The sequence below is a fragment of the Roseibium sp. QJM3NY_11 genome, from assembly GCF_056173175.1.
In genome coordinates this window covers 2,372,657-2,386,413 of the sequence record NZ_CM149660.1, presented here as the reverse complement: position 1 = coordinate 2,386,413, position 13,757 = coordinate 2,372,657, and the positions used below count along the sequence as shown (strand labels likewise).

Here is a 13,757-nt window from a genome sequence, read left to right as displayed (position 1 = left end):
GGACGATACGTCATGGTGAAATTTACGGAGATCGGGACAAAGGGCAAGGGCAGTCCGGGCGCGAGCGGTTCGGCTGCGGCCTGAAACCGCCGGATTGCCATCAGGGACCGCAGCGCCCCCGACCGGGCAGTCATGTCGTCGGCGGAACAGGCCTCCCCACCCCCTGGGAGGCCGGGCGTCAGGTCAATATGCGCCGTTGGAATACGTCAGCTCATAGCTGTGGCTGTAAAGCTCGAACACGATCCCGAACGGATCCTCGACATAGACCATGCGATACGGCTTCTCGTCAGGGAAATACGAGCGAACGGGCATGCGCTGCTTGCCGCCGGCGGCAACGATCTTCTCAAGCAGATCTTCCAGGTTGGGGTCCTGGATCGCAAAGTGGAACATGCCGTGCCGCCGGAAATCGAGGCTGTTCCCGGGGGCATGGTGCCCTTCGAATTCGAACAGCTCGAAGCCGATCCTGTCGGCGGTCGCAAGGTGGGCAACGCGCATACGCCCCAGCCTTCCCCGAAGACATCCTTGCACATCTGCCCGATATCACTGTCGTCCTCGACAATCTCGGTGGGCTGCATGATGACATAGAAACCAAGGACGTTGCCGTAGAACTCGATGGCCTTGTCCAGATCCGGAACAGACAGGCCGATGTGTGAGAATGCGCGTGGCGTCGGGGTCATTTGGGCTTTCCTTTCCTGATGATCGAACCGTATGTAGCTGGACCGGGTTGAAATAAAAAATTATCATATGAATTCATTTCAATAACAAAGTGAAATCATCTTGCTGAACGCGACCTGGCTGGAAACCTTTACGACCCTCTGTGAAACCGGTCATTTCACGCAAGCCGCGGACCGTCTCGGGATGACCCAGCCCGGCGTGTCGCAGCACTTGCGCAAACTGGAAGCACAGGTTGGCAAACCGCTTGTCTCGCAGAACGGAAAATCCTTTGTCGTCACGCCCGCCGGCGAGGCGCTGCTTGCGGTCGGCAAGGCGAGACGCATACAGGAACGCGACCTTCGAGACGTCATCAACCTGAACGATCCGGACATCGGAGATGTCAGTCTTGGATGCTCGGGCAGTTACGCAACGTGGATCTATCCACGTCTTCTGGAGCGGATGCGCCGTGCGCCCGACCTTGTCATTCGTGTCACGGCAGCGCCAAGGACCAGCATCGTGACCGGGGTTCTGAATGGCGATCTTGATCTGGGAGTTGTCTCCGAACAGACCAGTCATCCCAGGCTGCATGCAACGCCTCTGGCACGCGAGGAATTGTGCCTCGTGTTGCCGGCCGGCTTCGAGGCTGGCGGGCTTGATCTGCACCGTCTGAATGAACTCGGCTTCGTTGCCCATCCGGATGGCTATGCCTATGCGGACGACCTTTTGTCGCTCAACTTTCCAGAGGACTATTCAGGGTCCGACCGGCTGAGAGTGCGGACATTCGTCAATCAGATCGGCCAAATTCCTGTCCCGGTGGCGCAGGGCCTCGGGTATACGATCCTGCCGAGATCGGGGGTTGAAGCATTCCCCGACCAGTCCGGGCTGGCGATCTTTCAGCTCCCCGAAAGGCTGCATCAGACACTCTGGCTGATCGCGCGGCAGGGACGCTCCCAATTCGCGCGGATCGCGGCGATCAAAAGCCTGCTGGAACACGCAACGACGTCCCTGGCCCGGGATTGATCACCGGGGACGATGTGGTGCCAGAGGATGTCCCGCCCCTGGAAACCGCAAACACGCCATCCGGTCGGACGAGGGGCACCGCCCTTGACGATGCCCCCTGCCTGTCCGTCCGATGGTCCCGCTGAACCGCTTGCGCTCAGCCCGCCCCGGAAATGCTGTGCAGATGAACATCGTGACCGGAGTGCTTTTTCAGGATGTCCGCCGCCCGGGCCTCATCGGCCGGGGTCCATGTGCGCACCCACAGAAGCAGACCGCCGTGCTCGAGCTGTTCGATGAGACGGTCGGCATGTTCGTTGCCGACAAGCCTGGCCAGGACACCACCGATCAGCGCGCCCGCGCCGCCGGCAAGCGCCGCACCGATAATCGCGGCCGCCATGGTGCCGCCCGAAGCCAGAATAACGCCGACGGCCGCACTCGCCGCGACATAGAGCGGCGCACCGATCAGCGCCCCTTCCGCGTCGCCAACCGTTTCGGTGGAGACATAGGAACAGCGGGCGGCCTTGGGATCGTCCTCAAGCTCCTGCACCTTTTCGTATTTGTGGCCGAGTTTGCCCTCGACGGCCTGCTCGGCCGCGAGCAGGCTCAGTTCGGCGCGGTCGAATCCTGAATCCAGCAGATCGTCGATCGCGCCCTGAAGCGCCTCGGCGGTTTCGAAATAGCCGACCGCTTCGCGAATATCGTAGGATTTGTTTGTTGAGGGCATGACCGTTTCTCCCCTGGGATTGTTCGGACGGCATGGAAAGACCGTCTGTCTGTATCCTGATTTAATATCAATGAGCGTTGCTCTCATTGACCAGCATCAAGGTTGGAGACCAGTATCAAGATCCGGGCGGGATCCCGCTGCTCCGCGACGACTTTTCTCCCGCGCGGCCCGAGGAATCCAGGCAAGCGGCTGAGCGCTCTATCAAGGCCCTCAGCGCTCTGCCATTTCAGGCACGCTCACGGCGAAACCACGATGTGTCTTCGCCCGTTTTCATCTAGATCCGCGGTTTCAAGGCGGCGGGCCGGTCGGCGTCGCCCGAATTGGGTTCTCCCTTCGGTTCGATGAGGAGAACCTTGACTTCCTGGTCCGCGCGAGGACGGTGGACAACGCCTTTCGGGACCACGAACAGCTCTCCGGCCTTGACCACCTGGGAAGGCTGGCCCTCGAGGTCCATGATCATCTCGCCTTCAAGGACATAGAAGAAATCGTCCGTGTCGTCGTGCTTGTGGAAAGGGAACTCCCCCTTGAACTTCACCACCATGACATCGTTGTCATTGTAGTCGCAGACCACATGCGGATCCCAATGGGTGGAAAAACGGGCCAGCTTTTCGGCAATATTTATCGGTTTCAAGATCGGCATCCTTCTGACTGACCGGCACGTGTCTCTTTCATATTGAATGATTGGCCCAAACGCCAAGCCCTTCGGCCCGCCTCCCGGCAATAGAGACTGATTTCTTTGTGCCGCTGCCTGGAAAAGGCCGATCGAATGCCCGGTCCGGATCACCGGACGGACTGCTCACGCTTCCGTAAGCGTCAGCAGGATATCCGCATACCAGGCGCAGTTCAGGCCCAGCGCCTCGTCGAGTTCCATGTCGCGCGTGCCGACATCGAGACGCGCGGAATGAACGCCGAGCAGGTTCCAGGGCAGGTCACCCTCCAGGGAGTCCAGCTCCGGCGCACGCATCACCACCGGTGCACCGCTGATGCCGCGATGGGTGCGGGCGTCGGTCAGGAAGTAGCCCATGCCCTGAAAGCGGAAACCGAACGAGGAGGCAACGACGGCCTGGCGCACCACCGGCATGTGATGCAGCGTGTCGTGGAAGCCGAGAGGAAAGCCGACCACAAGGATCGACGAGCCGATCTCGACATGATCCTGCGGTTTCACCAGATGCTCGGGTCCGAAGGCACGATAGGTCAGGTTTTCCGGCAGGGAGGATTTGTCCACCTCGATCACGGCAACATCGATTTCGCCCGCCGTGTCCGTGCCCTGGCGCCAGAGGCTGACGCCGTCGCGGTAAAGCGGCATCGACCACCAGATCGATTCCGCGAGATTGTCGGGATTGTTGTGCAGTTCGATCTCAAGACGCGTGGGATGGTGATCGCTCGCATCATCGATGACGACATGGCGGTTGGTCACCAGAAACAGGCGCTCGTCGCGCCGAAAGAAAAACCCGCTCGCATTGGTCAGATGCTTGTCTTCCATGAAAGTGGCGACACGGGGCGCGGTCAGCAGAATGGGATCGATCATCGAAGCCTGTGCTCCATGGCCAAAGGACCCCCGATTGTGCGGGAGCGTGAAAAAATAATTGTCAATCTGATCTCCTGTCAAATGGCCTGGATCCCGCCGCGGCAGGCGCCGCCGGAAGCCGGGGTTTTGTTCAAGGCTGCGGGCAATCCCCGCCGGCGCGTTTTCCCCAAGAGGGCACAACAAGCGCCGGGCACGCGGTTCGGCAAAGGGGCAACGCGGCAACAGCCCTTCGGTTCCCTTGCCCGCCCGGCCTCCAGTGCCGGGTGGTGATGGCACTGGCCAGGCGACACGCCGCGAGCCACCGCCGCCTTCCCGGCGGAGCATGACACCCGGCCTGCCGTCCACATGATTGATGTGCATGCCGCGCAATCCGGTTTGCCGCCGTTCGCGCAGTCGATATCCATTTCCTCCGCACGCTAGGCAAATTGAAGGATGCGGCGGCCGGCAGATGCCTGTATCTTTGCGCGACACTTTGGGACATGTCAAAAATGCCGACTGTTTATCAGCTCAAATCCCGGTTTCAGGACCTGTTGCGCCCGCTGTGCAAATGGCTGGCAGCCTCGGGCCTCACCGCCAATCAGGTAACGCTGGCTGCACTGGGGCTTTCCGTGCTGGAAGGTCTCGCCCTGTGGCTGTTTCCCGGCGCCGTGCTGCCGCTGATTCTGCTGCCGGTCGTGCTGTTCGTCCGGATGGGGCTCAACGCCATCGACGGCATGCTCGCGCGTGAGCACGACCAGAAATCCGATCTCGGCGCCCTCCTCAACGAACTCGGCGATGTCCTGTCGGATGCCGCGTTGTACCTTCCCTTCGCCCTGCTGCCCTTTGTTTCAGGTCCTCTGGTGGTCGGGCTGGTGGTCCTTGCCGTGATCGGCGAAATGACCGGTGTCATCGCTGTCCAGATCGGCGCCGGGCGCCGCTATGACGGTCCCCTCGGCAAGAGCGACCGGGCGGTTCTGTTCGGCCTCAGCGGCTCTCTGATGGCGTTCGGCCTGACGGCGCCGCTCTTCTACCAGATCGTGTTCGGCGCCGGGCTTCTGCTCGCGGCCCTTACGATCGTGAACCGGGCGCGCTCCGCGCTCAAGGAACTGGAGACGGCATGACACTCGCCACCATCCACTGGGTTCTGATCGGGATCTGGGCCCTGCTCGCGGTGGCCAGCGCCATCGTCTTCACGATTTCGCGCCTGTCCGGCAAGGACATGAGCGAACTCGTCCAGCGCACGATGAGCTGGTGGGTCATGGTGGCGATCTTCACGGTCGCCTTTCTGGTCAGCAACACGATCTCGATCATCGTCTTCGCGCTGATCAGCTTCCTGGCCCTGAAAGAGTATTTTTCGATGATCCCCACCCGGCGGGCCGACCGGCGGGTGCTGTTCTGGGCGTATCTGTCGATCCCCGTCCAGTATTTCTGGGTCTATGACGGCTATTACGGCATGTTCGCCGTCTTCATCCCGGTCTACATGTTCCTGTTTTTGCCCGTCGCCAGCCTGCTGTCGCAACAGACGGAAGGCTTTCTGCGCGCGGTCGGTACGCTCAACTGGGGCCTGATGCTGTGCGTCTTTTCCATCAGCCACGCGGCCTTCCTTCTGATCCTGCCGGCAACACCTGATAATGCCACCGGCGGGCCGGGGCTGCTCCTGTTCCTGATCTTCCTGACCCAGTTCAACGATGTCGCCCAATACACCTGGGGCAAACTGTTCGGCCGCCACAAGATCCTTCCCGGTGTCAGCCCGAACAAGACCTGGGAAGGCTTTCTCGGAGGTGTCGTCACCACATTCGTGCTGGCGCTCCTGACCGCGCCGCTGGTCACGCCCTTCGATCTGGTCCACGCCGCGGCCGCCGGGCTGCTGATCCCGGTCGCCGGATTCATCGGCAACGTCACGGTCTCCGCCCTGAAGCGCGACCTCGGCGTCAAGGACACCGGCAGCCTGATCCCCGGCCATGGCGGCATTCTCGACCGCATCGACAGCCTCACCTACACCGCGCCGCTGTTCTTCCACTTCACCCGGTATTTCTACTATTAGAAGGGTCCGGAAAATGATTGTTCTCTCCACAACACCCGTGGGGGCCATCGCCTGATGCTCCAGAAGGTGTTCTATGTCTGCGTCAGGATCGCCGTCCTGTTCCTGCTCGGGCTGAATGTCAGGCGGCGGGACCTGCTGCCGGCCCAGGGCCCGGCGATCATCGTGGCCAATCACAACAGCCACCTGGACACCATGGTGCTGATGGCGCTGATGCCCCTGTCGAGGCTGAAGGACGTCAAGCCGGTTGCCGCGGCGGATTATTTCTTTTCCTCGCCATGGAAGGCCTGGCTGTCGGACCATGTGCTGGGCATCATTCCGGTGGAACGCGGCCGCAAGGACATGCACAGCGATCCCCTGCAGGGCTGCTACGATGCCCTGGACGCGGGCCAGGTCCTGATCCTGTTTCCCGAGGGCTCGCGCGGAGAGCCGGAAACCATGACCGAGCTCAAGAAGGGCGTGTCCCATCTCGCCGAACGTTTCCCGGACGCCCCGGTGGTGCCCGTCTTCACCCACGGACTGGGCAAGGCCCTGCCCCGGGGATCGTTCCTGCTGGTACCGTTCTTCTGCGATATTTTCGTCGGAAAACCAGTCACCTGGACCGGAAACCGGAGTCAGTTCATGAACGAACTCAAGGATCGGTTCCAGGCCCTGGCGTCGGAAAAGACCTTTGCGCCCTGGGAGTAGGACACTCGCGGCCCTGTGGGGCTTTGCCGAGGCAACGCTGTTCTTCATCGTGCCCGACGTGCTGCTCTCCGGCCTTGCGCTCAAGTCCCTGAAGAAGGCGTTGCCGGCCGCCCTGATCGCAGCGCTGATGGCCACGCTTGGCGGCCTGCTGGTGTGGAGCTGCGCTGGGGCCTTTCCAGAGGCCAGCCGGGCCGTCCTGCTCCATGTGCCGGGCGTCTCGGACAAAACCTTCGCGGCCGTCCGCCAGCTTCTGGAAAACGGCCTGTTCGAAGGCATGCTGCGCGGCGCCTTCGCCGGCGTGCCCTACAAGATCTTCGCTGCCGAGGCCGGATACGCCGGCGTCGGCTTCTGGCACTTTGCCCTGGTGTCGCCACTGGCCCGGCTGCCCCGGTTCATCGTGGTGTGTCTCGTTGTCCGGGGACTTTCGCACCTGGTCGGCCAACGGCTGTCGGACGGCGCAAAGCTGCGCCTGTGCCTGGGCCTGTGGATCCTGTTTTACGGTTTCTATTTCAGCCAGGTGGGCTGGTGATCCGGATCCTTCCGGCCAGCGCGCAGCTTTTGCCACATGCAGCCCGGAAAGACGTTATCCGTTCCGGGCCGGCCCTTCCCCGTTCAACACGTCCTTCACGGTCGTCGCGAGCTGCTTCAGCGTGAACGGTTTGGGAAGGAAGAAGAACTGCTCGCCTTCGGGCAGGTTTTCCTCGAAGGCGTCTTCCGCATAGCCGGACACGAAGATGATCTTCAGATCCGGCTGCGTCTTGCGCAATTCCACCAGCAGGGTCGGCCCGTCCATTTCCGGCATGACCACGTCAGACACCACCAGATCGACCTTGCCGCCGGTCTCTTCCATCACTTCCAGCGCCTCGTTTCCGGACCCCGCCTCATGGACGGTGTAACCGCGCGAGGCCAGCGCGCGGGCGGCGAAGGCACGCACGGCCTCCTCGTCTTCCACCAGCAGGATGGTCGCCGAGCCGGTGAGATCGGCGACCTTTTCCGGCTCGACCTCCCTGGGTTCCGGCTTTTTCTTTTCTTCCACCAGCGGGATGTGCCGCGGCAGGAACAGACGGAATGTGGTTCCGGCATCCACTTCCGAGGTGCAGAAGATGAACCCGCCGGTCTGCTTGACGATGCCGTAGACCGTGGACAGGCCGAGCCCGGTGCCCTTGCCGACTTCCTTGGTGGAGAAGAACGGATCGAAGATCTTGGCCATGATGTCCGCCGGCATGCCGTGGCCGGTGTCTTCCACCTCCACCAGCGTGTATTCGCCCGGCGGCATGCCACGGGTGTTGTCGAACTGGGTGCTCTCGGCTTCCGCGACATTGCGGGTCCGGATGGTCAGGCGGCCGCCGTCGGACATGGCATCGCCCGCATTCACCGCCAGGTTGACGATGACCTGCTCCAGCTGGTTGAGGTCGGCCATCACCGGCCACAGATCCCTGCCATGGATCACCTTCAACTCCACCTTCTCGCCCAGCAGCCGGTCGAGCAGGATGGACAGGTCCGCCAGCACATCGTTGAGTTCCAGCCGCTGCGGCCGCAGTGTCTGGCGACGCGAGAACGCCAGCAGCTGGCGCACCAGGCCGGCGGCCCGGTTGGCGTTCTGCTTGATGTTCATGATGTCCTGGAAGGACGGATCCGTCGGACGGTGGCTGGCAAGCAGCAGGTCGGAGAAGCCGATGATCGCGGTCAGGACATTGTTGAAGTCATGGGCGACACCGCCGGCGAGCTGGCCGATGGCCTGCATCTTCTGGCTCTGGGCGAACTGTGCTTCCAGGGCGCGCTGCTGCGTGGTCTCCAGCGCATAGACAATGGCCGCCTCGCCGTCGCCCTCGCCTTCCTGGACCGCGGAAACATAGAAGGTCGCCGAGCGCGGATCGTTGCCTTCGACCAGCGGAATGTCGATCGGTGCGATCTCGCCGATCCCGTGCGCCGCCGCCTGCAGGGCCTTGGCCAGATCCACGCGCCCGTTGTCGGCGACATAGGCCTCCAGCTTGGGCAACTCGTCATCCGTGTCGACCGCCCCGAACAGTTTCAGGAACGGCGCGTTGGTGCGGAGCACCCGTCCTTCCTTGTCGAGGGAGGCAATCGCGATCGGTGTGTTGTTGAAGAACCGCGCGAAGCGCACCTCGGCGGCCCGGAGCGCTTCGGAGACCTCCTCACCGCGCGAACGGTTGAGCACCAGGGTCCGGCTGTCGCCCGGCTGGCCGTTTTCGCCGAACGGCACCCGGTGCAGCAGGCGCACCGGCAGGCCGCGTCCGTTGCGCGTGACGAAGTCCAGATCGAAGGTCTCGCTCTTGACCTCGCCGGCCTGGCCCTTCAGGGAGCGGATCAGTTCCGTGCCGTCGCCGCGCACGATGCTGGACAGATCCAGATCACCTGCATCGAACTGGGCAAGATCGTAGCCCAGCCAGTCGGCCAGCGTCGCATTGAGATAGACGATGCGGCCTTCCCCGTCGCAGGAGAAGAACCCGGCCGGCGCATGGTCGAGAAAATTGATGACCCGCTGGAGCTCCTGGAAGGAGTTCTCCTGTTCCGCCCGGTCGCGGGTGATGTCCGACAGTTGCCAGACGGCCATCGGCTTGCCGCCGCCGCGTTCCTTGGGAACCTGCAACGGCCGGATCGACACGCGGTACCATCTGGCGGTGCCGTCCGACCGCCCGAGCGGAAACGGCATGCGGATTTCTTCCTGTGCCCGCCGGCCGTCGCGCATGGCCTGCGACAGGCGGAAAATGGCATCGGCCGCGTCCGGGTCGGACGAGAACACCCGTTCGACCACCCGGATGTCCTCGGCGGTTTCCGCACCGGTCAGATCGGCATAGGCCTTGTTGGCATAAACGAGCCTGCCGTCCAGGTCGGTGATCAGAGCACCGTCCTCAAGCGTGTCGACAAAGGCGGACGCCAGCGGATTGCTCTCGCCGGGACGGGCCGACAGGCGCAGAAACCCGATGGCTCCGGCGAACAGGCAGAAGACACCGACCACGGCCAGGATGCCGAGCAGCGCCAGAATGAACGGCTGGGCAACGTCCCGGTCCATCACCGCAAAGGCAGCAGCCGCTCCGACGAGCAACAGTGCCAGGCCGACGAGCAGGCCAATGTTCCCGGATCGCTCCGGACGGCTGATCATCGGTCCGGTCGGCGGTCCGTCCATGTCATTCATTCATCCAGTCTCCCCGGCCCGATTCGCATTTGAATGGACCGTTTATAAGCATTCTGCGCTTAATAGCCGATTTCAACCGGTATGCGACCAAGTCTTGTTGAAAATAACCTGTTTGCTGTGGTCTTTGTGCCAAGCATCCACCACGGGGATCACGGGTTCCGCCGCCAGGCAGCGCGCTTGCGCATGCGGAAGACGAAGCCGATGACTTCCGCCACCGCCTTGTAATGATCTTCCGGAACGTCCTGGTCGATCTCGACCGTCGCGTAGAGTGCCCGGGCCAGCGGCGGGTTTTCGATCACCGGCACATCGTTTTCCTTGGCGATCTCACGCATCCTGAGTGCCACGGCATCGGTGCCCTTGGCAAGGCAGAGCGGCGCGCCCATGCCTTCTTCGTATTTCAGCGCCACCGCGTAGTGGGTCGGGTTGGTGACCACCACGGTGGCCTGCGGCACGGCCGCCATCATGCGCTTGCGTGAACGCTCCATCCTGAGCTGGCGGATCTTGCCCTTGACCTGCGGGTCGCCCTCGGTCTGCTTGTATTCTTCCTTGATCTCGCGCAGCGACATTTTCTGTTTGTTGAACCATTTGTTCTTCTGGTAGGCGAAATCGGCCGCCGCGACGACCGTCATCACCGCCAGGATCGCGGCCAGGCATTGCAGGATCAGCACCCTGGCTTCCGGCAGGATCACGCTCGGATCCGCGAAAATCATGATGTCGGCTTCGTCGCGGTGCGGCCACACCACCGCCACCATGACCGAGCCGACTATCAGGATCTTGGCCATTCCCTTGGCGAAATTCACCAGACTGTCGGCGGAAAACAGGCGTTTGAAGCCGGACGCCGGTGACACCTTGGACAGTTTCGGCTTGATTGTTTCCGCGGTCAGCAGCGGCGGGTTCTGAACCAGATTGCCCGCCACCGCCATGGCCACGAGGGCCAGAAGCGGCACGCCGACAATCAGGGCGACGGACTGGCCGGTGTCCCGCCACAAGGCCTTCAGCGCGTAGCCGTCGACGGGGATCTGGTGGGAATGTTCCAGATAGCCCTTCATCAGATCCGCCAGGGACACCACCGTTCCCGGCGCGAAAATAGCGATGATCAGCGTGGCCCCGGCCAGGGTGAACCAGGTGCTGACTTCCTGCGATTTGGGAATGTCCCCCTTGTCATGCGCCTCCTTGAGGCGTTTTTGTGTGGGGTCCTCGGTTTTCTCCGACTGGTCGGTTTCGTCAGCCATTTCTCACCGCTACCCCACGATAAACTTGCCGAGCGCTTCCTGAAAATGATCCAGATAGAACATCATCAGGGTCGCAACCAGCGCCAGGAGGAGAAAGAACCCGATCGCGATATTCACGGGCATGGCGATAAAGAAGATCTGCATCTGCGGCATCAGCTTGTTGAGCAGGCCGAGGCCGAAATAGAACACCAGTCCGACAACGAGAAACGGCGCGCTCATGCGTATCGCGATCGAAAAGACATGGGCGACGGTTTCCACCGCGTTCTGGGAGAAATCCCCCACCGGCGGCGCCAGTCCGGGCGGAAAGATCGTGAAGCTGTCGTGAAGCGCCGCGATCACCAGATAATGGCTGTCGCTGACGAAGACCAGGGTCATGCCCAGTATCGACAGGAAGTTTCCGTAGAGCGCGCCCTGCTGGCCTTCATTGGCGATATCGGTTCCGAGGGCGAAGGCAAGCCCGGACTGGTTCGCCATGATGACGCCCGCGATCTGCAGGACGGACGTGATCATCTTGGCACACAGGCCGATGCCGAAGCCGATGGCGAGCTCGCTGAAGAGAAAGAAAGCCAGTCTCGGTGCGTTCTCCGTCAGCCCCTCGGGATATTGCGGTGCGCCGATCGGGTAGAGCACCAGGGTCAGCGCCAGAGCGATTGTCAGGCGGAAACGCGTCGGGATCGTGCTTTCCCCAAGCGCGGGCAGCAGCATCACCATTGTGCCCAGCCGCGCGAACATGAGCATGAATACGGCAGCGACCTGGGGCAGATAATCAAGCTGGATGGTCATCTTCGATCCTAACCGGTGGTCAGGATCAGCTCGGTCACCCGCGCCATGAACGCTTGCAGCAACTGGCTCATGAACGGCAGCGTGATCAGGATGGTCACGAAGATCGCCAGGATCTTCGGCACGAACACCAGTGTCATTTCCTGGATCTGGGTCAGGGCCTGGAACAGGGCGATGACAACGCCGACCAGCAGACCGACGACCATGATCGGTGCGGACACCAGGATCATGGTCCAGACGGCTTCACGGGCAAGGTCGAGAACTTCACCGCCGGTCATGTCATACTCCCCGGGGCAAGGCCCCTAAACGGTACCGATCAGATCGGCATCCTCATGATTTCCTCATAGGCGGAAATCACCCGGTCGCGCACGGCCACCATGGTTTCCAGGGCAACTTCGGTTTCCGCGATCGCCGTGACCACATCGACGACGTCGGCCTTGCCCTCGATCATGTTGACGGCCTTCTGGTCGGAGACGCGCCCGTTTTCGACAACCGCGCCGACGGCTTCCTGCACCATCTTGCCGAAATCAACAGTCTCCGCCTGCGTATCGCCGACTTCCATGGCGCGCGCCTGCTGTTGCAGCTTGGCGGCCATCTGGTAGGCGTTGTTTGCAATCGATGGGCTGGACATGGCTCCGGCTCCCTTCCCGTGTCAGATTTTGAGCATCACGCGTGCAGTCGGCGCGCGCGCTGCGAGTTTCCGGTTTCGATCAACTTTCGCGCATCGACCGGACCGCGCACGGCGCCGGCGATCCCGCGGATCAGGTGCGCAGGATGTCGATGGTCCGCTGCAGCATCTTCCGCGTCGAATCGATGACATTCAGGTTGGCTTCGTAGGTCCGCTGCGCTTCGCGCATGTCGGTGGTCTCTATCAGGGAGTTGACATTGGGATGCAGCACGTAGCCGTTCTCGTCGGCTGCCGGGTGCCCGGGTATGTGCACCGACCGGAACGCGCTCTGGTCTTCCGCGATCTTGCCGAGCTCGACGGTGTTGGCTTCCAGTTCCCTGTCGAAATGTGCCTTGAAGGTGGGCACCTTGCGTCGATAAGGCTCTTCTTCCGGGGTCTTGGCGGTCGAATTCGCGTTGGCGATGTTCTCCGCGATGATGCGCATGCGCCCATTCTGGGCCCGCAAGCCGCTCGCGGAAATGAACAGGGATTTGATCAGGTCCATTTTTTCGGTCCTTTATGTCTTCCGGCTGCGCCTCAGGCGCTCTTCGACAGGGCTTTGCGGATCAGGCCGAGGCCCTTGGTGTAAAGGGTCGTCGCGGCCTGGTAGTCCATCTGGTTCTCGGTGATCTTCATCATCTGCTCCTCCAGATTGACGCTGTTGCCGTTTGGCGTGACTTCAAACGTGTCACGCCCCTCGACCTTCGCGTCCGTCTGCCCCGCCAGTGTTCCGGTCAGATGCCCGGCATTGGTCGTGAGCGTCGACAGCCCGAAGGTCTCCCTCCCGATATGTTCCGCGAAGGTGTATTCCTTCACGTCGCGTGCGCCGTATCCCGGCGTGTCCGCGTTGGCGATGTTTTCGGCAAGAACCCCCTGCCGGGTCTGGTGCCAGAGCATCTTCGATTTGAGTGCCTGGAAGAGCGGCACATCCGTTACGGCCATCCGATTCACCATTCGTTAACCACATCGGCAATGATTGCCGGTCAAATGGTTAACGAATGGTTAACGCCAATCCCGCACACGCGGCGCAACTCCTTCAATAACCGGTGGAAGAGACAACATTCCTTTGCATTTCGCGAAAAGAACCCTGCCGCCGGCAGGCAAATTTTGCCTGCTTCTGTTAACTTTCATCACTAGGGAGATTCGAGGTGGATCGGCAAGCGGGCGATGCCGGTCTGGACGGCCCCGGGCGGCACCCGCCGACGGGAAAGACCAGATAACCGAAAGATTTGAGACAGCATGTCAGCGCGAAGCGTCGCACGGATTTACTGGGGATAAGAACACGCCTCCTCATTGGGGGCTAAAAATC

At 61.8% G+C, this 13,757-nt stretch carries 16 protein-coding genes and 1 pseudogene; 5 read left to right on the top strand and 12 right to left on the bottom strand.

What is annotated here, in order from left to right; translation table 11 throughout:
• Positions 1-183 precede the first annotated feature (183 nt).
• The gene (locus AC0VX3_RS10945; RefSeq protein WP_475524727.1) at positions 184-495 is read right to left on the bottom strand and encodes a VOC family protein; all 312 of its coding nucleotides are present in this window, start codon (positions 493-495) and stop codon (positions 184-186) included.
• 110 nt (positions 496-605) lie between these two features.
• Positions 606-677 (bottom strand): annotated as a pseudogene (locus AC0VX3_RS10940) (glyoxalase); the annotation flags it as partial.
• A gap of 100 nt (positions 678-777) precedes the next feature.
• On the opposite strand from AC0VX3_RS10940, the gene AC0VX3_RS10935 reads away from it, so the two are divergent.
• On the top strand, positions 778-1,674 hold the full coding sequence (locus AC0VX3_RS10935) for a LysR family transcriptional regulator (protein ID WP_475524726.1): 897 nt from the start codon (positions 778-780) through the stop codon (positions 1,672-1,674).
• A gap of 136 nt (positions 1,675-1,810) precedes the next feature.
• On the opposite strand, the gene AC0VX3_RS10930 is transcribed toward AC0VX3_RS10935, so the two are convergent.
• The 3 genes from AC0VX3_RS10930 to AC0VX3_RS10920 all read right to left on the bottom strand — a co-directional run bounded on the left by AC0VX3_RS10930 (position 1,811) and on the right by AC0VX3_RS10920 (position 3,905).
• Positions 1,811-2,377: a hypothetical protein gene (locus tag AC0VX3_RS10930; protein WP_475524725.1), complete on the bottom strand. Its 567-nt coding sequence runs from the start codon at positions 2,375-2,377 to the stop codon at positions 1,811-1,813.
• A gap of 274 nt (positions 2,378-2,651) precedes the next feature.
• A complete protein-coding gene (locus AC0VX3_RS10925; RefSeq protein ID WP_475524724.1) occupies positions 2,652-3,008 on the bottom strand; it encodes a cupin domain-containing protein in 357 nt (118 codons plus the stop codon).
• Positions 3,009-3,173: 165 nt separating this feature from the next.
• Positions 3,174-3,905 carry a S1 family peptidase gene (locus tag AC0VX3_RS10920; protein WP_475524723.1) on the bottom strand — a complete coding sequence of 244 codons (732 nt, stop codon included), beginning with the start codon at positions 3,903-3,905 and terminating at the stop codon, positions 3,174-3,176.
• Positions 3,906-4,393: 488 nt separating this feature from the next.
• On the opposite strand from AC0VX3_RS10920, the gene AC0VX3_RS10915 reads away from it, so the two are divergent.
• From AC0VX3_RS10915 to AC0VX3_RS10900, 4 genes are read left to right on the top strand one after another with little or no spacing between them, the layout of a single operon-like run.
• Entirely contained in the window at positions 4,394-5,005 is a 612-nt protein-coding gene (locus tag AC0VX3_RS10915; protein WP_475524722.1) for a CDP-alcohol phosphatidyltransferase family protein, read from the top strand.
• Positions 5,002-5,928 (top strand): phosphatidate cytidylyltransferase, encoded by a 927-nt coding sequence (locus tag AC0VX3_RS10910; protein WP_475524721.1) that lies wholly within the window; start codon positions 5,002-5,004, stop codon positions 5,926-5,928. Before AC0VX3_RS10915 ends, AC0VX3_RS10910 begins: the two co-directional genes overlap by 4 nt.
• 54 nt (positions 5,929-5,982) lie before the next feature.
• On the top strand, positions 5,983-6,612 hold the full coding sequence (locus AC0VX3_RS10905) for a lysophospholipid acyltransferase family protein (RefSeq protein ID WP_475524720.1): 630 nt from the start codon (positions 5,983-5,985) through the stop codon (positions 6,610-6,612).
• Positions 6,596-7,141 (top strand): hypothetical protein, encoded by a 546-nt coding sequence (locus tag AC0VX3_RS10900; RefSeq protein WP_475524719.1) that lies wholly within the window; start codon positions 6,596-6,598, stop codon positions 7,139-7,141. The genes AC0VX3_RS10905 and AC0VX3_RS10900 overlap by 17 nt, the downstream gene beginning before the upstream one ends.
• Positions 7,142-7,195: 54 nt before the next feature.
• Here the strand turns inward: AC0VX3_RS10900 and cckA are convergent, their stop codons facing one another.
• From cckA to flgB, 7 genes are all read right to left on the bottom strand, one after another.
• Positions 7,196-9,769 carry a cell cycle histidine kinase CckA gene (cckA, locus tag AC0VX3_RS10895; protein WP_475524718.1) on the bottom strand — a complete coding sequence of 858 codons (2,574 nt, stop codon included), beginning with the start codon at positions 9,767-9,769 and terminating at the stop codon, positions 7,196-7,198.
• Positions 9,770-9,918: 149 nt separating this feature from the next.
• Positions 9,919-11,001: a flagellar biosynthesis protein FlhB gene (gene flhB / locus AC0VX3_RS10890; RefSeq protein WP_475524717.1), complete on the bottom strand. Its 1,083-nt coding sequence runs from the start codon at positions 10,999-11,001 to the stop codon at positions 9,919-9,921.
• A 9-nt stretch (positions 11,002-11,010) separates the two neighbouring features.
• On the bottom strand, positions 11,011-11,784 hold the full coding sequence (gene fliR, locus AC0VX3_RS10885; protein WP_342892107.1) for a flagellar biosynthetic protein FliR: 774 nt from the start codon (positions 11,782-11,784) through the stop codon (positions 11,011-11,013).
• An 8-nt stretch (positions 11,785-11,792) separates the two neighbouring features.
• Complete coding sequence (fliQ, locus tag AC0VX3_RS10880) at positions 11,793-12,059, bottom strand: flagellar biosynthesis protein FliQ (RefSeq protein ID WP_342892106.1); 267 nt, start codon at positions 12,057-12,059, stop codon at positions 11,793-11,795.
• Positions 12,060-12,097: 38 nt separating this feature from the next.
• Positions 12,098-12,412 (bottom strand): flagellar hook-basal body complex protein FliE, encoded by a 315-nt coding sequence (gene fliE, locus AC0VX3_RS10875; protein ID WP_342892105.1) that lies wholly within the window; start codon positions 12,410-12,412, stop codon positions 12,098-12,100.
• A 130-nt stretch (positions 12,413-12,542) separates the two neighbouring features.
• Positions 12,543-12,953 carry a flagellar basal body rod protein FlgC gene (flgC, locus tag AC0VX3_RS10870; RefSeq protein ID WP_342892104.1) on the bottom strand — a complete coding sequence of 137 codons (411 nt, stop codon included), beginning with the start codon at positions 12,951-12,953 and terminating at the stop codon, positions 12,543-12,545.
• 32 nt (positions 12,954-12,985) lie between these two features.
• Positions 12,986-13,390: a flagellar basal body rod protein FlgB gene (gene flgB / locus AC0VX3_RS10865; protein WP_342892103.1), complete on the bottom strand. Its 405-nt coding sequence runs from the start codon at positions 13,388-13,390 to the stop codon at positions 12,986-12,988.
• Positions 13,391-13,757: the final 367 nt, after the last annotated feature.

Excerpts from the sequence above, each read along its gene's own strand:
- AC0VX3_RS10945 (WP_475524727.1), bottom strand. The coding sequence starts at position 495 with ATGCGCGTTGCCCACCTTGCGACCGCCGACAGGATCGGCTTCGAGCTG.
- AC0VX3_RS10930 (WP_475524725.1), bottom strand. The coding sequence starts at position 2,377 with ATGCCCTCAACAAACAAATCCTACGATATTCGCGAAGCGGTCGGCTAT.
- AC0VX3_RS10920 (WP_475524723.1), bottom strand. The coding sequence starts at position 3,905 with ATGATCGATCCCATTCTGCTGACCGCGCCCCGTGTCGCCACTTTCATG.
- AC0VX3_RS10915 (WP_475524722.1), top strand. The coding sequence starts at position 4,394 with ATGCCGACTGTTTATCAGCTCAAATCCCGGTTTCAGGACCTGTTGCGC.
- AC0VX3_RS10910 (WP_475524721.1), top strand. The coding sequence starts at position 5,002 with ATGACACTCGCCACCATCCACTGGGTTCTGATCGGGATCTGGGCCCTG.
- AC0VX3_RS10905 (WP_475524720.1), top strand. The coding sequence starts at position 5,983 with ATGCTCCAGAAGGTGTTCTATGTCTGCGTCAGGATCGCCGTCCTGTTC.
- cckA (WP_475524718.1), bottom strand. The coding sequence starts at position 9,769 with ATGAATGACATGGACGGACCGCCGACCGGACCGATGATCAGCCGTCCG.
- flhB (WP_475524717.1), bottom strand. The coding sequence starts at position 11,001 with ATGGCTGACGAAACCGACCAGTCGGAGAAAACCGAGGACCCCACACAA.
- fliR (WP_342892107.1), bottom strand. The coding sequence starts at position 11,784 with ATGACCATCCAGCTTGATTATCTGCCCCAGGTCGCTGCCGTATTCATG.
- fliQ (WP_342892106.1), bottom strand. The coding sequence starts at position 12,059 with ATGACCGGCGGTGAAGTTCTCGACCTTGCCCGTGAAGCCGTCTGGACC.
- fliE (WP_342892105.1), bottom strand. The coding sequence starts at position 12,412 with ATGTCCAGCCCATCGATTGCAAACAACGCCTACCAGATGGCCGCCAAG.
- flgC (WP_342892104.1), bottom strand. The coding sequence starts at position 12,953 with ATGGACCTGATCAAATCCCTGTTCATTTCCGCGAGCGGCTTGCGGGCC.
- flgB (WP_342892103.1), bottom strand. The coding sequence starts at position 13,390 with ATGGCCGTAACGGATGTGCCGCTCTTCCAGGCACTCAAATCGAAGATG.